Source organism: Rhodococcus sp. IEGM1428 (genome assembly GCF_050321865.1).
Taxonomy (GTDB): domain Bacteria; phylum Actinomycetota; class Actinomycetes; order Mycobacteriales; family Mycobacteriaceae; genus Rhodococcoides.
Genome location: NZ_JBNQFW010000001.1, coordinates 447325 through 463180, shown reverse-complemented (window position 1 = coordinate 463180; position 15856 = coordinate 447325). Strand labels below are relative to the sequence as shown.

Genomic DNA, 15856 nt, shown 5'->3' with positions numbered 1-15856 from the left:
CGCGACCGTGCCTGACTACTCGAGCCCGAGTCGTCGATCCTAGGATGAGCGGTATGTCGGAACAGGTCACGTTTTCCAGCGCAACCGGACCCACCTTGGCAGGCGTGGTCGATGTTCCCGAGGGTGAGGCGCGAGGGTGGGGTGTATTCGCTCACGGATTCACGCTGGGCAAGGACTGCCCGGCGGCGAATCGAATGTGCAAGCAGCTCGCGGCCGACGGCATCGGAATGCTTCGCTTCGATAACCTCGGTCTGGGCCACTCCGAGGGCGACTGGGGCGACGGTTCGTTCTCGAACAAGGTGCACGACACCGTCAAAGCCGTCGAGTTCATGAACGCGACCGGTCGCGAGGTGAAGTTGCTCGTCGGCCATTCCTTCGGCGGCTCGGCGGCCATTGCTGCGGCGCACGACTGTCCGACGGTCGAAGCGGTCGCCATCGTCGCCGCCCCGTTTCAGCCCGCGCATGTCGAGCACAACTACGACGCACTCATTCACCGGATCCAGGACGAGGGCGAAGCGCCGTTCCACGCCGGCGGCAAAGCGCTGACCCTCAAACGACAGTTCGTCGACGACGTCCGCAAAGCAGACCTGCGCGAGCGCATCACCACCCTGCGGAGACCGCTACTCGTCATGCACTCCCCCACCGACAACACGGTAGGGATCGACAACGCCAGCGAGATCTTCCAGGCCGCCCGCCACCCCCGGAGCTTCGTTTCGCTCGAGGGGGCCAATCACCTTCTCACCGGCAAGAATCAAGCAGCTCGTGCCGGTCGGATCATCAGCGCCTGGGCGGATCCGTACCTCTGACAGGCGGGATCGAGCGATTCAGTTGATGTTCCACGACTCGACAGCATCCAGTCGCTGGCCGTCGGAGTCGTACGTGTAGAAGCCTTCACCGTCCCCGAGACCGGTCTTTCCCGCGTCGATACCCTTTTGCAGTATGTCGGCAAATTTGACCTGATCCTCGCCACCGTGTGCGCGCGCGATATGAGCTGCGACGTTGAATCCGACAGTGTCGTATATCTGGAACGGACCGGCGGGTGCCCCGGTGGCTATGCGCCACACGTTGTCGATGTCTGCCGGATTGGCAACCCCGCCGACGTAAAGGTTGGCTCCTGCTTGCAACAGCGGGATCAGAAGACTGTTCAGCACGTATCCCGGAATTTCCTTTCGGACCGGAACGGGAACGAGACCGATCTCCGAAGCAAAGCCCAATACGACATCGAAGTAGACAGGATCTGTTGCAGCAGTTGCCATCACCTCACCGGTGTTGTACCGCCACACGAGATTGGCGAAGTGCAATGCAAGAAACTTTTCCGGCCGCCCGGTGGCCTCGGCGAAACTGCTGGGCAGTAGCGACGACGAGTTGGTCACGAAGATAGTTTTCGGCGGAGCGGACGCGCCGATATCCGACCAGACCTTCTTCTTCAGGTCGAGATCCTCCGGAACTGCTTCGATCACCAGGTCGGCGTCCGAAACGGCCTCGGCGACGCTGGTGGTGGTCGTGATGGATTCTATGGCCTGGTCGAATCGCGCCTCGTCGAAAGTCTTCAGGTCACGCTTGTAGTATCCGCGCATCCATTCCCAACGATCCGGCAGCTTGGCAAGTAGTTCGTCGGAAATGTCGTATCCCACAACGGTTTTTCCGTGGTAGGCAGCCTGCATCATGATCTGCGAACCGAGCACTCCGGTTCCGAATACGGTCACGTTCTCGACATCAGTCATGGACGACACACTTCCCTCTATGGAGTCACTGGTTTCCCGCTCTCCAAGTTCTACCGCTGAGCGCGGAGCCATCGTCTCGTGGGGTCCAACCGTGGACCGACTCGACCGACGACCTGTTCGCGCCGCGGGACCTCACGGCGTTGCGAGCAACTTACTGCGGAACAGGTCGAGTACCTGGTCCAAAGCCTGCCGGGTCGGCTGACCCGGCTCGTCGATCAGCCCTTCCGTCACGACGGAGTGTGGCGGCCCGAATGCTTCCGGGTTGAACGCAGAATCGGGCAATTCCACCGACACGAATGCGTCGCCGAGTTGTTCCCTCAGAAACTCGAACCGTACAGGGGGACACATCTTGTCGCCCTGAAACCGCATACCGAGAACAGTGAGATCTCCCGCAGCGCAACGGCTCTTCACCTTCGAAAGGTCGCCGGCACTGATGTCGATGGAACGACTGCGTGACTTCGATGCCGCGAACGGAAGTGACGGTTGCGAGAGCACCGGTGCGATCAATCGATCGTCGGCGGCCATTGCCAGGGCGAACCCGCCCGTGAAGCACATTCCGATGGCACCGACACCTGGTCCGCCGCACCGCTCGTGTTCCTCGGCCGCGAGAGCACGCAGCCACACCACGATCCGCGACGACTTGCCGGTGGCCAGGATGGTGAACTCTCGGCTGATGCACGCCGGCACCATGGCACGGGACATGGTGGCAGCGGTACCGAGAAGTCCGAGGGGTGCGGTCAGCGGGTCCTTTCCGTCGACGCCGAACAGATGCGGCACGATCGCGGTGCATCCGATTCCGGCGACGGTGCGCGCGAAGTCCGCCACTCTCGGCGTGATGCCCGGCATTTCGGACATCACGATCACAGCCGGTCCGGTGCCGATGCGATAGACCGGTGCCGTGCGCCCGTCCGCGGTGAACTCGGTTCGTTCGAAATCGGCCAACGCGTCGTCGGTCATGGAAAACACGTCCTTCTGAGAGGGGCACACGGCGGCTGCGGTACCGGACACGAGCATGAAACGGTGGAGAAGTAAGCCCTGATGGACCTGGACTACCGCGAATACTCACGCAGCAGGAGGTAGAGCGGTGCCGCGAAGCAGATACCCACAGATCCGGTACCGACGGGCACCAACCACCAGTGCTTGACTCCGTTGTCCCTCGAGTCCCAGAGGGACCAGACCCCGAAGGCAATGCTCGTGATACCCAGATCGGCGGTCAATGCACGAGTGGGAGTCGAGGCCACCCAGTCCGCGAAGAATGCGGTTGCGCTGTCGCGACTGACGCCGTGCTCCTTGAAGTAGGCGACGACGAACGAGTTGGGGACGACGAACCCGATCACGGTCAGCAGGAGCAGGAGGCGTCGACGAGTGGCATCTGCTGTTCTCATGGATCTCAACCTAGGCCACTTCGCGATCTCCTCGGCGTGTCGTTCGAGATCGTCGTCCTCGGTCGATCCTCACATGGCTGGGACAGCGGTACGATTCCGAGCAATGTCCGGCCATCATGGGGGTCTGTAGTGCGCACCAGGACAAAACGGCTCGGGCTCGGAATTGTCGTGTCCGTCGTTGTCGCGCTGGCGATCCCCTCCCATGCAACAGCGTCGCCCATCGAATACGTCAACCTCGGCGACAGCTTCGGTGCAGGCAACGGCGTGCTGCCGCTGGCACCGAACACGCCACTGAGGTGCCTCCAGTCGGAACGGAACTTTGCTCATCTCGTAGCGCGCGAGCAGGGCTACAGCCTCACCGATGTCAGCTGCGGCGGTGCGGCCACCGACGACTTCTATGCCCCTCAATTCGAGGGCACACGACCGCAATTCGATGCGTTGTCGCCATCGGCAGATGTAGTGACTCTGATGATCGGTGGCAACGACAACAGCGTGTTCTCGGGAGCGATCGCAGCGTGCGTGAGTGCGCTCGCAACCCACGCCGGTGCATTCGATCCGTGCACGCAGCAGAACGGAAGTAGCTTCGACGACCAGATTCTCGACAGCACGCTGCCGGCCGTTCGACAGGCGTTGCGAGACATACATACTCGTGCGCCCGAGGCACAGGTGATCATCATCGGCTATCCATGGCTCATCCCGGCCGCAAGCACGTGCGAACCGTCGGTCCCCGTCGCGCTCGGCGACGTTCCGTATCTGCGCAACCTCCAGGCCACGCTGAACGATGCCATCCGCGAGGCAGCGGCCGACACCGACACGACCTTCGTGGACATGTCCGTGGCGTCGGAGGGGCACGACGCCTGCCAGCCCGTCGGAGTGCGGTGGGTGGAACCACTGCTGTTCGCAGATCAGTTCGTGCCGCTGCACCCGAACTCGCTGGGCGAGGCCGCCATCGCGGCCGAGGTGACCGAGGCGCTGACTGCCTGAAGTCGATCCCCGATCGGCTGATTCGGAACGGTCGTCGGTGAGTTCAGGACGCCGCCGATTCTGCGAGTGGCGTCTGGAACGACCACAGATGTCCCTCGGGATCGCGAACGCTGTATTCACGAACGCCGTAGGGCATGTCGGTCGGCGGGTAGTCGATCGCTGCTCCGGTTGCCGCCACGCGAGCGTGATGGGCATCGACGTCGTCGACGAGGATCGCGAGCGACGCGGTGACCGCGCCGGTGGTCAGCGGCGACACCATGCGATGTTCGGGGGCCTCGCGGTGCAACCAGACAACACCGTCACCGGCGTGAACCTCGCCGTGGACGGCTCGGTCGCCGTCGTATTCGATCTGTCCGGGAGCCAGTCCCAGCACGTCGACGAGGTAGGAATGGGCTGCTGCGATGTCGCGGTAGACGAGCAACGTGGTGCGGCGTGTGACCGCAGGCTCGTCGGTCGACAGGCCGGAGAGAAGGTCCAGTAGGGCGTCGTCGCTCGGGCGATCACCATGAAGAAGTCGGTCCTCCACGGCCCGAACACGCTCTCGCACACGAGCGAGCTCGGCCATCCGTTGATCCAGGTCGGCCAGATGCTGCCGCGTCAGGTGCTGGAGGTCCACTGCCTCCGGATCGACGTCCGCAAGCGGAGTGCCCAGTTCTCGGAGCAGTCGAATCCGATACAGCCGATCGAGATCTCCGCCGTCGTACCGGCGCCTGCCCCCTCCGTCCCGATCCGGAGCAAGCAGGCCCAGCTCTTCGTAGTAGCGCAGGGTCCGCTCGGTGACGCCGGTCCGACAGGCGACGTCACCGATACCCCAGGTGGTCGAATCACTGCTGTTCATGCAAGCAACGGTAGAACCTCACGCCACGTCAGGAGCAAACTCTCGGCCCGCGGCATCTACGGTGAACGCATGACCGCGACCCACACCTGGCGAACCTACGAGGGCTCGAACCTCTCCCCAGCTTTGGCGTCGGCGCTGAACATGTTCGTCGAGCAGGGGTACCACGGCACGTCGGTGCGGCAGATCGCCGCAGGTGCCGGCCTGTCGGTTCCCGGCCTTTACCACCACTTTCCATCGAAGCAGGCCTTGCTGGTCGGCATCATGGATGCGTCGATGGACGAACTGCTGGATCGAACTCGATCGGCAGAGGACGGGGCGGGTACCTCGCCCAGCGACCGATTCGACGCTGTCGTGGAGTCCCTGCTGCTGTTCCACATCCACCGGCGCGACGCCGCCTTCGTCTGCTCGACGGAAATCCGCAGTCTCGACTCGGCGAATCGCACCGCGTACATCGCCAAGCGGGACGAAGAGCAACGACTGCTCGACGCGATCGTTGCCGACGGAGTCGAATCCGGGGTCTTCGACACCCCGCACCCGGCGGATGCCAGCCGAGCCGTCACCACCATGTGCGTCGGCCTTGCCACCTGGTATCGCCCCGACGGACCGATGACACCAGGCGAATTGGTCGCCGTGTATCTCGACATCGCCCGACGGACGGTCGGTGCCGCGACCGCGATACCCGAGTAGCGGCCCGGGCCGGGCCCCTTGACCCGGACGGGCAGTTGTGTCAACCTTCGAGGAACCGAGCGAGTGTTCGGTCGGTACTGGACAAGGAGCACATGGTGGCCATCGATCTGACGTACGACCCGGACATCGAGAAGCTGATCGACCGGACTCGCGCCTTCACTCGAGACCACGTGCTTCCCATCGAGGACCGGTTTCTGGGCAACGTCACCGATGCGGGCGGCGACCGACTTCGCGTCGAGATGCAGGCGGCCGCGAAGGACGCGGGTGTGTTCGCGCCACATGCGCCCGTCGAATACGGCGGCCACGGGCTGTCGATGAGTGACCGCGCCCCGGTGTTCGAGGAAGCCGGATATTCACTGTTCGGCCCCATCGCACTGAACCTCGGTGCGCCCGACGAGGGCAATGTCCACATGCTGGCGCACATCGCGTCGGCGGCACAGAAGGAGCAATTTCTCGCTCCCCTCGCGCACGGAGACGTGCGCTCGGCTTTCGCAATGACCGAACCTGCACCGGGTGCCGGTTCAGATCCCTCGGCGTTGACCACCGCGGCCGCACGGGTCGAGGGTGGATGGAAGATCAACGGGCACAAGTGGTTCATCACCGGTGCCGACGGTGCGGGGTTCTTCATCATCATGGCCCGAACATCGGGTGAGCCGGGTGATCGAGGCGGAGCCACGATGTTCCTGGCCCCCGCCGACACTGCGGGCATCACGGTCGGCCGACATATCGGCACTTTGGACAAGGCCATGATCGGCGGACACTGCGAGGTGTTCTTCGAGAACGTATTCGTGCCCGACGAGAACGTGCTCGGGGCCGTCGACGAGGGATTCACCTATGCCCAGGTGCGTTTGGGACCGGCCCGCATGACCCATGTGATGCGCTGGCTCGGAGCCTCCAGGCGCGCTCACGACATTGCCGTCGCCCAGGTGGCCCAGCGCGAAGGGTTCGGCGGGAAGCTCGGCGACCTCGGCATGGTGCAGAAGATGGTCGCGGACAACGAAATCGACATCGCGGCCACCCGCGCACTGCTGATCAAGGCGTGCTTCGAGCTGGACCGGGGTGGACACGCGAGCAACGAGACATCCATCGCCAAGACGTTCGCCGCCGAAGCGATCTTCCGCATCGTCGACCGAAGCATCCAGATGTGCGGAGGACTCGGCGTTTCGGACGATCTTCCGCTCGCGCGGCTCTCCCGCGAAGTGCGGCCGTTCCGCGTGTACGACGGTCCGTCCGAGGTACACCGCTGGGCCATCGCCAAACGGACGATCGGTGCCGCCAAGCGCGCCGCGCGGAAGGCACAGTCGTGAGCGATCTGCAGGGAATGAATCGCGATGCGCTGGAACGGTTCCTGCAGAACAACGGTATCGAGCTCGATGGCGCGTTGTCGGTAGAGATGATCAGCGGTGGTCGCTCCAACCTCACCTACAAGGCATACGACGACACCTCGACATGGGTCGTTCGTCGACCGCCCACCAGTGGGCTCACCCCCTCGGCACACGACATGGCCCGCGAGTGGGCCGTCACCGAGGCTCTTGCATCCACCGATGTCCCCGTCGCCCGGACAGTGGCCTTCGATCGGGACGGTTCGGTTCTCGGTGCTCCGATGACCGTCGTGGAGTTCGTGTCCGGCCGAGTGGTCCGTACGCGTGAGGATCTTTCCGACCTCACCGATATGCAGATCACCGAGAACGCCGCCGAGCTCGTCCGGGTGCTCGCCAGGCTGCATGCCGTCGACCCCGCCACCGTAGGCCTCGACAGCTTCGGACGACCCGACGGCTTCGTCTCCCGTCAGGTCGCGACGTGGGCTCGGCAGTGGCACAGCGTCAAGACCCGCGATCTACCCGATGTCGACCGACTTCACTGTGCACTCGAGGCTGCGATACCGACGCACTCGGCGTCGTCCATCGTCCACGGAGACTATCGCGTCGACAACACAATTCTCGATGCCGACAACGTGGGTTCTGTTGCCGCCGTGGTCGACTGGGAGATGTCCACCCTCGGCGATCCCCTCACCGACGTCGCACTGATGTGCATCTACCGTCAACCCGTGTTCGATGCGGTCCTGGGCGCGGACGCGGCATGGACGAGCGACCGATATCCCTCGGCCGACGACCTCGCCCAACAGTACGCAGTGGAATCCGGTCGTGAACTGCACAATTGGGGCTTCTATCTCGCCCTGGCCAATTTCAAGCTCGGAGTGATCGGCGAGGGCATCACTCACCGCGCGCTGTCGGGTTCCGATACCGGAGCCGGTGCCCGTAACGCCGCAGACGCTACCGGGGAGTTCATCGCAGCCGGGCTCAGAGCTCTATCGGGTTCCACCGACTGACACGGACGCCCTCGTCAGGCAGGCTCTCTCATCACGCCGACATGGCGCACGGTTCCCGACAGGCCCGGGAGTTCCGTCGGTTCGGACCAGGTGTTCATACCGTCCGAACTGTCGGAGTAGAAGTACTTCCGGTTGGTGTAGTCGTCGTAGTAGAGCCGCCAGGTGCCGTCCGGCAACTCGATGACGGCGGGGCCTTCTTTCAGAGGACCGAAGTCGCGGAACGGAGCGGGCGTGTAGGGCCCGATCAACGACGGCGCGGTCCAATGCTCGATCACCTTGCGGGTCTCGTTCTTCGTGAACGCGTGATAGGTCGATCCGGATTTCACGACCGTGGTATCGATGTGGTCGGCGTTGATCCCGACGAACGGAACCGGGAAGCTCCACATTCTCAGGCCCGGATCCATCGCGGTCATCAGATACGGCACGAATCCACCACCGGTCGAGAGCGACACGATGATGTTGACGCGGTCACCGTCGACGAACCATTCGGGTGCCCAAGCCTTCGTGGTGAACGGCGACAGAGACGGCCCGTCCGAGAAGCCGGCCGAGCCGGTGAAGCCGGGCGGGCTGGCCGATCCGGTACCGGCGCCGGTACCGGGCAGGAAGGCGCAGCAGAACGGAATCGGGAAGTTCTGCAGGAACGTCCAGTCGACGCGGTCGCTGCTGCGAGCGAAGCCGATGTTCGCTCCGCCGCCCGTCGTGTAGGTCGCGTAGTACATACCGTCGGTGTGCCGAAAGATGCTCGAGTCTCGCACCACGCCGGACGGCGGCTGGTACGCCGAGGTCTGCAACGCCGTGAAGTCGGTGCCGTCGCTGGATTGGTAGACGTCCATGTTGCGATCACTGTCGTTGCTGAACGCCACCATCGTGTAGCGCCACTCGGACGGCGCGGCGGCACCCGTGCCCGCAGAGGCGAACAACAGGCCGGCGACAGCGAGGACCACCATCGGCATCGCGAGCATGCACTTTCGAACGGTCGGTATCACCGAAGCAGTATTTACGACCCACACGCCTCGTGCGTAACATTGGCAGCACGCACGAGAAATTGTTACCGATTCTGTTACGGATGCGAAAGATACTGCGTTGCAGGCTTGGATTGATACATCTCGTGGTCGGCGTCGTCGAGAATGTCGAGTGCACTTCGGCTGTCATCGCTGTCGACGGTGACACCACCGATGCTCGCCGTCACCGTCAACACACGTCCCGCCGTCGTGATGGGAGAGGCGAGTTCGGCGCGCACATCATCGGCCTCGGTGCCCACTCGATGTGGAACCACTGCCACGAACTCGTCGCCACCGATTCGTCCGACGAAGGCGTCAGCCGGGAGCGCTCTGGTCAGACGCGCGGCAACCACCCCGAGCACAGCGTCGCCGACAGTGTGTCCGTGCAGGTCATTGATCGTCTTGAAGTTGTCGAGGTCGATGAACAGCACCGCCATGGCGTCGTCGCGGGCCGGCCGCGCCAGTTCCTCGTCGAGGCGCGCCAGGATCAGCGGCCTGTTCGGCAGGCCGGTCAGATCGTCGTGAGTCGCGGCATGTTCGAGCTTGATGTTCATCCGGTAGGCGTCGGTGATGTCGACGAACGTGGCGACTACGGAGGGGGACGGGCTGCCCGACGTCAGCATCGTCGCCGTCAACGACAGCCAGAAGTTCCGGCCGTCTCGGCGACGCTCGACGCCGATCACCGCCTGGCTGGGCGCGCCGGTCTTTCTCGTAGCGGCGACCGGGTGCTCGAACGGGTGAATCGGCCCCTCGTCGGTTCCGTACACGCGGAAGGGGAGGGACGCACCCTGCCCTGTCTCGGTCCCCACCTGAATGTCGAGGATCGTCTTCGCCGCGAGATTCGCCGACTCGATGCGGCCGGTGTGATCGAGCACGACGACCCCTGCCTCGAGCGATTCCACCACGGCGGTGAAGTGGTCCTCGGCCCGTCGCACCGCACTTCGGTCGGCGCACACCAACACCCAGCCATCGGGCATCTGAGCCGCGGACACCACCACCGCCAGCGCGGTGCCGTCCGCACGACGATGCGACTCGCACAGTTGTCCACCGGCCCGCAGAATCGAGGCCGGATCGCACGGAACGCCGACCGCGTACGAGACGCTGCGACCGAGAACGTCGGCCGAACACCGTCCGTACACCGACTCGGCTGCGGGGTTCCAACTCGACACCAGGCCGTCGGACGACACTCCGACGATGGCATCGCTGACGTGCTCGACCAAGGCGGCTTGATACCGCAATGCCTTCTGCGCCGCCTTGTGCTCGGTGAGATCTCGCAGAATGACCTGAAACGCCGGCTCGCCGTTCCACACCGTGCGCACGGACACTGCTTCCATGGTCAGTGTCGTCCCGTCGAGTGCAAGCACCGTTGCCTCGGACGCAGCGCTGGCCGTGCCGTGAGTGCCGAGAGCGGCGATGCGCTCGAACATGGGCCCGATCGACTCGGCAGCGATGAAGTCTTCGATCGGCCGCCCGATGACGTCTTCGGCGCTTTCGGCGCGTAGGTATCGCATTCCGGCAGGGTTCAGATAGACAAGCGTCCCACGTCGGTGAACACCGATCGCGTCCGGCGAATGCTCGACGAGAACCCGGTAGCGGTCTGCCAGTCCAGGCGACGCGGGACCTTGTTCAGGGTCGCCGACGCTCTCGCGCTCCCCTGGGGCCATGCTCGGTCCTCGCGTTCGTAGACAGACGGTCAACACCCGATTGAACCACCAGAACGGAGATCGGTGGAGTTCGATGCCCGATTTACAACGAACATCCGATTCTCGACTGGACCTGATGCCGGTTTCACGGGCTAAATCGAGGCGTGAGCCGAATCCGGCTTGCATACCTCGGAAAGAAACGGATATCGACGATGAGCACTCAGGGCATCGGCATCACGGGGATCGACATCAGCGGGATCGGCGCAGTGTCCGGCTACGGCTGGGGCACAGACGCCCTGTGGCACGGCCTGTCCACGGGCAAGGCGGCAGCCACCCTGCATCACGATCGCACCAGACCCGGCAGAAATCCGGTGTGGCTGGCCAAAGTCCCCGACGGTGGAGACCACGGCGACGGCACCAGCCGATTCGGTCGGGCGCTTCGCGGGGCCGCACGGGAGGCCATCGACGACGCGATGACGCGTGGTTGGCATCCAGGGCGACGTGTCGGTCTGATCCATGCCGTCGTCCTCGGCGAAGTGGACGAGTGGCGAAACTTCTACCTGGAGGACGGTGGTGAGCGCCGAGTTCGTGACTATTTGACCCTGATGCCGTCGACGCCGGTGTCACTGTTGATGCAGGAATACGGTTTTCACGGTCCGGCCATGAATGTCTCGGCCATGTGCGCATCGGGCAACGCCGGCCTGCTCACTGCCAAGATGTGGCTCGATACCGGCTTCGTCGACGACGTCGTGTTCGTCGCCACCGATCTGTCGCTGACGCCGGAGAACATCGATCATTTCGTCAAGCTCGGCGTCGGTGTCGTCGACGTGGAGCCCCAGGAGGGTTGCCGGCCGTTCCAGGAAGGCAGCCGCGGATTCGGAATGGGCGAGGCGGCAACGGCATTCGTGCTGTCGACGCGAAGCACGGCCTCGTATGGCCGGGTGTTGGGTGGCTCCATGACACACGACGCCTTCCACGCCACCTCCATCGACCCCGCGCTCACCCAGGTACGAGAATGCTTCGAGCAGGCCTTGGCCGATGCCGGCGTCACACCACGCCAGGTCCGTTACCTCAATGCCCACGGCCCCGGCACCGCGCAATGCGACGCAGCGGAGACGCAGATGTTGGAGACGGTGCTCGAGTCACACGCGCAGGTGTATTCGGTGAAACCACTGACCGGACACTGCCAGGGTGCGGCGTCGGCAATCGAAACCGTCTCTGCGGTCATGGGATTCGAACGTGGAATCGTGCCCGCAGCACCTCAGGTCTCCGATGCCCATCCCCTGTTGCTCGACGGATTCACCACTGCAGAAGCAGGATTGACGGTGAAGTCGTCATTGGGAATGGGCGGACACAACTCGGTCGTCGTGTTCGCTCCGGCGTGACGTGCCTTCCTCACACCTCGGTGGCAGCTCCGCAGATTCCGCACTCCTCGAATTCGACGCGCTTCCAGCGTGCAACAGGAACGAAGAACAGCGTGAATTGCTGGTACTGCTTCATTCTCGACCACTGGGTTGTGTTGTGGCATCGCGGGCAGTTTCGCGTTGCGCCAGGGCCGACGTGTTTGCGCTTGCTGCCGAAACCGAAGAGTAGGAACATCACCCCAGCATAGGTGGCCGACGACTGCCGAACTCGATGCAGCGAACGTTCGAGCCACCCTCGCGTTCTCGCGATGGTGGCTCGAACGACTGCCGGGGTCGGACGCTGTCAGCCGGCGATCATGCCGTGCGGGTCGATGACGAATTTCTGTGCCACACCACTGTCGAACTCGCGGTAGCCGCGTGGTGCATCGTCGAGCGTGATGACCGTGGCATTGACGGCCTTGGCAATCGAAACCCGTTCCTTGAGAATTGCATTCATCAATTCTCGGTGGTAGCTCATCACTGGGCACTGCCCGGTGGCGAACGACAGCGACTTGGCCCAACCGGTACCGAGGCTGAGCGAGAGAGCACCACGCTGCGCAGCCTCGTCCACACCGCCCGGATCGCCGGTGACGTACAGCCCGGGGATCCCGATGCCGCCACCCGCCGTGGTGATCTCCATGAGCGAGTTGAGCACAGTCGCCGGCGCCTCGTGGGACGAATCTCCACCGTGACCGCGAGCCTCGAAGCCCACTGCATCCACCGCGGCGTCGACCTCGGGGATGCCGAGAATCTGTTCGATCTGATCCTGCGGTGCACCCTTGCCGACGTCGACGGTCTCACAGCCGAAGGTTCGCGCCTGGGCCAACCTGTCGGCGTTCATGTCGCCGACTATCACCACCGACGCTCCCAGTAGTTGCGCACCGACCGCAGCAGCGAGGCCTACCGGACCCGCACCCGCGATGTAGACCGTCGCACCGGGTTTCACTCCTGCGGTGACCGCTCCGTGGAATCCAGTGGGAAAGATATCGGACAGCATCGTCAGGTCCAGGATCTTCTCCAGCGCCTGCTCCCGGTCGGGAAACTTCAACAGGTTGAAGTCCGCATACGGTGCCATGACGTACTCGGCTTGGCCCCCGACCCAACCGCCCATGTCGACGTACCCGAACGCCGACCCGGGTCGATCGGGGTTCACGTTGAGGCAGATGCCGGTCTTGCGTTCCTTGCAGTTTCGACACCGTCCACACGCGATGTTGAACGGTACCGAGCAGATGTCTCCGACCTTCAGGAATTCGACGTCACGTCCCACCTCGACGATTTCGCCGGTGATCTCGTGGCCCAACACGAGCCCCTCGGGTGCAGTCGTACGCCCGCGCACCATGTGCTGGTCGCTGCCACAGATGTTGGTCGAGACGACTTTGAGGATCACACCGTGTTCGCATTTCCGGCCGACATTGGCGGGGTTCACTCCGGGTCCGTCGGTCAACTCCAGGCCCGGAAACGCGATGTCCTGAACCTCCACCTTGCCTGGTCCGGCGTACGTCACTGCTCTGTTGTCTGCCACGATTTCTCCTCTTCGACGGTGTCCTGCTGCGATCGACAGACCGAGATTGCTTGTGCACTCACAGATTTCGTACACATACAACAGTGAAAGCATGACAATGTGGCCTGCATCACACCATAGTATGCGCACTTGCGAATGCGGAGAGCGCGGCCCACCGTACGCAGCAATCAGCGGACCGACCCCACTCCGCGGCGCTATCGTCGACCGGTGCCCACCGACGAAAATCACAACAAGACCATCACCATCGGAAGCGCGCCCGGAGTGGAAGTAGAGGTACTGCCCTACGGTGCGACACTCCAACGAATGTCGGTCACGGGAGGCGACGGCGAACGACGCGACGTTCTGGTCGGCGTAGCCGGCGAGCACGAATTACGCTCGTCCACAGCTTATTTCGGCTCCACCGTCGGACGGTTCGCGAACCGGATCAGGGACGGACGGCTCGAGATCGACGGGCAGCCGGTACAGCTCACGGTCAACGACGGCGCACACCACCTACATGGCGGAACCGACGGCTTCGACTCTCGACACTGGACCGTCGTCGGACACTCGAGGAACTCCGTGGAACTCGACTTGACAAGTCCGGACGGGGATCAGGGCTATCCAGGGGAGGTTCGAGCAGGCGCATCCTTCTCGGTCACGCCCGAGGCCGTGAGGTTGGAGTTGACCGCAACGACCACCGCGACGACGGTGGTGAACCTGACCTCGCACGCATACTTCGATCTCGACGGCCACGGCGTCGACGAGCACACCCTGCAGGTGTTCGCTTCCGCATACACCCCGGTCGATGCCGGTGGAATACCCACCGGAAGCATCGCTTCCGTGGATGGCACCGCGCTCGATCTACGCGTGCCGAGACGCGTCGGCGACCTGGCTCGTGCCACTCACCCGCAGCTGCTGACTGCCCGGGGAATAGACCACAACTTTGTCATCGACGGTGCGGGACTGCGACGCGCAGCGGTTCTGCGCTCGGAAAGGAGTCGATCGGCCCTGGAAGTGTGGACCGATCAACCCGGCGTTCAGGTCTACACCGGCAACTTCCTGGACGGCAGCGATGTCTCCCGGCGTGGCTCGATGCTGCGTCAAGGCGACGGCATCGCGCTGGAACCCCAGCTGTTTCCCGATTCGCCGAATCACCCGAACTTTCCCTCTGCGGTGCTGCGACCGGGCCAGATGTACCGGTCCGTGATCGAGTGGAGATTTTCCGCACACGTTTGAGTGAGCGCTCACAAAATTTTGGAAATTAAACGTTTGAAGTCTTGACGCGGTCCGATGTTAACGCTCACACTGTGTTGCACACGTCACAGTGGAGTGGCGACATTGAGGAGATCACCATGGCGTCGAAGACAATTTTTGCGGCGAGCGCGCTCATTCTGAGTGGTGCGATCGTCCTGAGTGCGTGCAGTAGCGGAGGCGGCGGCGACGCGTCCGGCGGCGGTGACGGCGCAACGGTACTGGGCTTTTCCCAGGTCGGTGCCGAGAGCGGATGGCGCACGGCCAACACCACCTCCATCCAGGACGCAGCCAGCGCAGCCGGCATGGAATTGAAGTTCTCCGACGCGCAGCAGAAGCAGGAAAACCAGATCAAGGCGATTCGCACGTACATCCAGCAGAAGGTCGACGTCATCGCTTTCAGCCCCGTCGTCGAGACGGGATGGGAGCCGGTCCTCCAGGAAGCCAAGCGCGCGAACATCCCGGTGATCCTCACCGACCGCTCCGTCGACACCACCGACGATTCGCTGTATGCCACGTTCCTCGGCTCCGATTTCGTCGAGGAGGGCAAGAAGGCAGGCGATTGGCTGGTGCAGAACAGCGCCACTGCGGACACCACCGGCGACGGCAAGATCAACGTGGTCGAACTGCAGGGAACCACCGGAGCCGCTCCCGCCATCGACCGGGCCGAGGGATTCCGCGACGCCATCGGCGGCCAGTCCAACATCGCGATCACCGCGTCACAGACCGGCGATTTCACCCGTGACGGCGGCAAGCAGGTGATGGAGTCGTTCCTCAACTCCAATCGAGGCCAGATCGACGTCGTCTTCGCCCAGAACGACGACATGGGCCTGGGCGCAATCCAAGCCATCGAAGCAGCCGGGCTGGTTCCCGGAAAAGACATCAAGATCATCACCGTCGACGCTGTCAAGGACGGAATGCAGGCACTGGCGGACAAGAAGATCGACTTCATCGTCGAGTGCAACCCACTTCTCGGACCGCAGCTGATGGAGCTCACGGACAAGGTCGTCAAGGGCGAGGACGTTCCCAAGAGGGTCGTCACCGAGGAGACCACCTTCACGCCCGACCAGGCGGCGGCAGTACTCGCCGACCGCCAGTACTGAAAGTCGA

Annotated in this window: 16 protein-coding genes; 8 read left to right on the top strand and 8 right to left on the bottom strand. The window is 63.5% G+C overall.

Going from position 1 to position 15856, the window contains the following annotated elements; genetic code table 11:
• Positions 1 to 53: 53 nt before the first annotated feature.
• Positions 54 to 806, top strand: a complete 753-nt coding sequence (locus tag ACQR3T_RS02310) for an alpha/beta hydrolase family protein (protein ID WP_032377170.1) — start codon at positions 54 to 56, stop codon at positions 804 to 806.
• A gap of 18 nt (positions 807 to 824) precedes the next feature.
• On the opposite strand, the gene ACQR3T_RS02305 is transcribed toward ACQR3T_RS02310, so the two are convergent.
• The 3 genes from ACQR3T_RS02305 to ACQR3T_RS02295 form a co-directional block, all read right to left on the bottom strand.
• The gene (locus tag ACQR3T_RS02305; protein ID WP_428692425.1) at positions 825 to 1724 is read right to left on the bottom strand and encodes a 3-hydroxyacyl-CoA dehydrogenase; all 900 of its coding nucleotides are present in this window, start codon (positions 1722 to 1724) and stop codon (positions 825 to 827) included.
• Positions 1725 to 1856: 132 nt separating this feature from the next.
• The gene (locus tag ACQR3T_RS02300; protein ID WP_428692424.1) at positions 1857 to 2681 is read right to left on the bottom strand and encodes a dienelactone hydrolase family protein; all 825 of its coding nucleotides are present in this window, start codon (positions 2679 to 2681) and stop codon (positions 1857 to 1859) included.
• 92 nt (positions 2682 to 2773) lie between these two features.
• Positions 2774 to 3109 carry a DUF2834 domain-containing protein gene (locus tag ACQR3T_RS02295; RefSeq protein WP_037176388.1) on the bottom strand — a complete coding sequence of 112 codons (336 nt, stop codon included), beginning with the start codon at positions 3107 to 3109 and terminating at the stop codon, positions 2774 to 2776.
• Between the two features lie 168 nt (positions 3110 to 3277).
• On the opposite strand from ACQR3T_RS02295, the gene ACQR3T_RS02290 reads away from it, so the two are divergent.
• On the top strand, positions 3278 to 4093 hold the full coding sequence (locus ACQR3T_RS02290) for an SGNH/GDSL hydrolase family protein (protein WP_428692423.1): 816 nt from the start codon (positions 3278 to 3280) through the stop codon (positions 4091 to 4093).
• Positions 4094 to 4136: 43 nt separating this feature from the next.
• Here ACQR3T_RS02290 and ACQR3T_RS02285 read toward each other — a convergent pair whose 3' ends face one another.
• A complete protein-coding gene (locus tag ACQR3T_RS02285; RefSeq protein ID WP_428692422.1) occupies positions 4137 to 4931 on the bottom strand; it encodes a MerR family transcriptional regulator in 795 nt (264 codons plus the stop codon).
• A 69-nt stretch (positions 4932 to 5000) separates the two neighbouring features.
• Between ACQR3T_RS02285 and ACQR3T_RS02280 the strand changes: the two genes are divergently transcribed.
• The 3 genes from ACQR3T_RS02280 to ACQR3T_RS02270 all read left to right on the top strand — a co-directional run bounded on the left by ACQR3T_RS02280 (position 5001) and on the right by ACQR3T_RS02270 (position 7947).
• Positions 5001 to 5618 (top strand): TetR/AcrR family transcriptional regulator, encoded by a 618-nt coding sequence (locus tag ACQR3T_RS02280; RefSeq protein ID WP_032377176.1) that lies wholly within the window; start codon positions 5001 to 5003, stop codon positions 5616 to 5618.
• Between the two features lie 95 nt (positions 5619 to 5713).
• A complete protein-coding gene (locus ACQR3T_RS02275; protein ID WP_428693034.1) occupies positions 5714 to 6925 on the top strand; it encodes an acyl-CoA dehydrogenase family protein in 1212 nt (403 codons plus the stop codon).
• A complete protein-coding gene (locus ACQR3T_RS02270) occupies positions 6922 to 7947 on the top strand; it encodes a phosphotransferase family protein (protein WP_428692421.1) in 1026 nt (341 codons plus the stop codon). Before ACQR3T_RS02275 ends, ACQR3T_RS02270 begins: the two co-directional genes overlap by 4 nt.
• Positions 7948 to 7961: 14 nt before the next feature.
• Here ACQR3T_RS02270 and ACQR3T_RS02265 read toward each other — a convergent pair whose 3' ends face one another.
• Positions 7962 to 8894 (bottom strand): arabinofuranosidase, encoded by a 933-nt coding sequence (locus tag ACQR3T_RS02265; protein ID WP_428693033.1) that lies wholly within the window; start codon positions 8892 to 8894, stop codon positions 7962 to 7964.
• Between the two features lie 113 nt (positions 8895 to 9007).
• A complete protein-coding gene (locus tag ACQR3T_RS02260; protein WP_428692420.1) occupies positions 9008 to 10612 on the bottom strand; it encodes a diguanylate cyclase domain-containing protein in 1605 nt (534 codons plus the stop codon).
• Positions 10613 to 10803: 191 nt separating this feature from the next.
• On the opposite strand from ACQR3T_RS02260, the gene ACQR3T_RS02255 reads away from it, so the two are divergent.
• Positions 10804 to 11976: a beta-ketoacyl synthase N-terminal-like domain-containing protein gene (locus ACQR3T_RS02255; protein ID WP_428692419.1), complete on the top strand. Its 1173-nt coding sequence runs from the start codon at positions 10804 to 10806 to the stop codon at positions 11974 to 11976.
• A 10-nt stretch (positions 11977 to 11986) separates the two neighbouring features.
• Here the strand turns inward: ACQR3T_RS02255 and ACQR3T_RS02250 are convergent, their stop codons facing one another.
• On the bottom strand, positions 11987 to 12190 hold the full coding sequence (locus ACQR3T_RS02250) for a zinc-ribbon domain-containing protein (RefSeq protein ID WP_037177021.1): 204 nt from the start codon (positions 12188 to 12190) through the stop codon (positions 11987 to 11989).
• Positions 12191 to 12298: 108 nt separating this feature from the next.
• Positions 12299 to 13516, bottom strand: a complete 1218-nt coding sequence (gene fdhA, locus ACQR3T_RS02245) for a formaldehyde dehydrogenase, glutathione-independent (RefSeq protein WP_428692418.1) — start codon at positions 13514 to 13516, stop codon at positions 12299 to 12301.
• A gap of 207 nt (positions 13517 to 13723) precedes the next feature.
• Between fdhA and ACQR3T_RS02240 the strand changes: the two genes are divergently transcribed.
• Together ACQR3T_RS02240 and ACQR3T_RS02235 are read left to right on the top strand one after the other, a co-directional pair.
• A complete protein-coding gene (locus tag ACQR3T_RS02240; RefSeq protein WP_428692417.1) occupies positions 13724 to 14731 on the top strand; it encodes an aldose epimerase family protein in 1008 nt (335 codons plus the stop codon).
• Positions 14732 to 14847: 116 nt separating this feature from the next.
• A complete protein-coding gene (locus ACQR3T_RS02235) occupies positions 14848 to 15849 on the top strand; it encodes an ABC transporter substrate-binding protein (protein WP_032368885.1) in 1002 nt (333 codons plus the stop codon).
• Positions 15850 to 15856 lie beyond the last annotated feature (7 nt).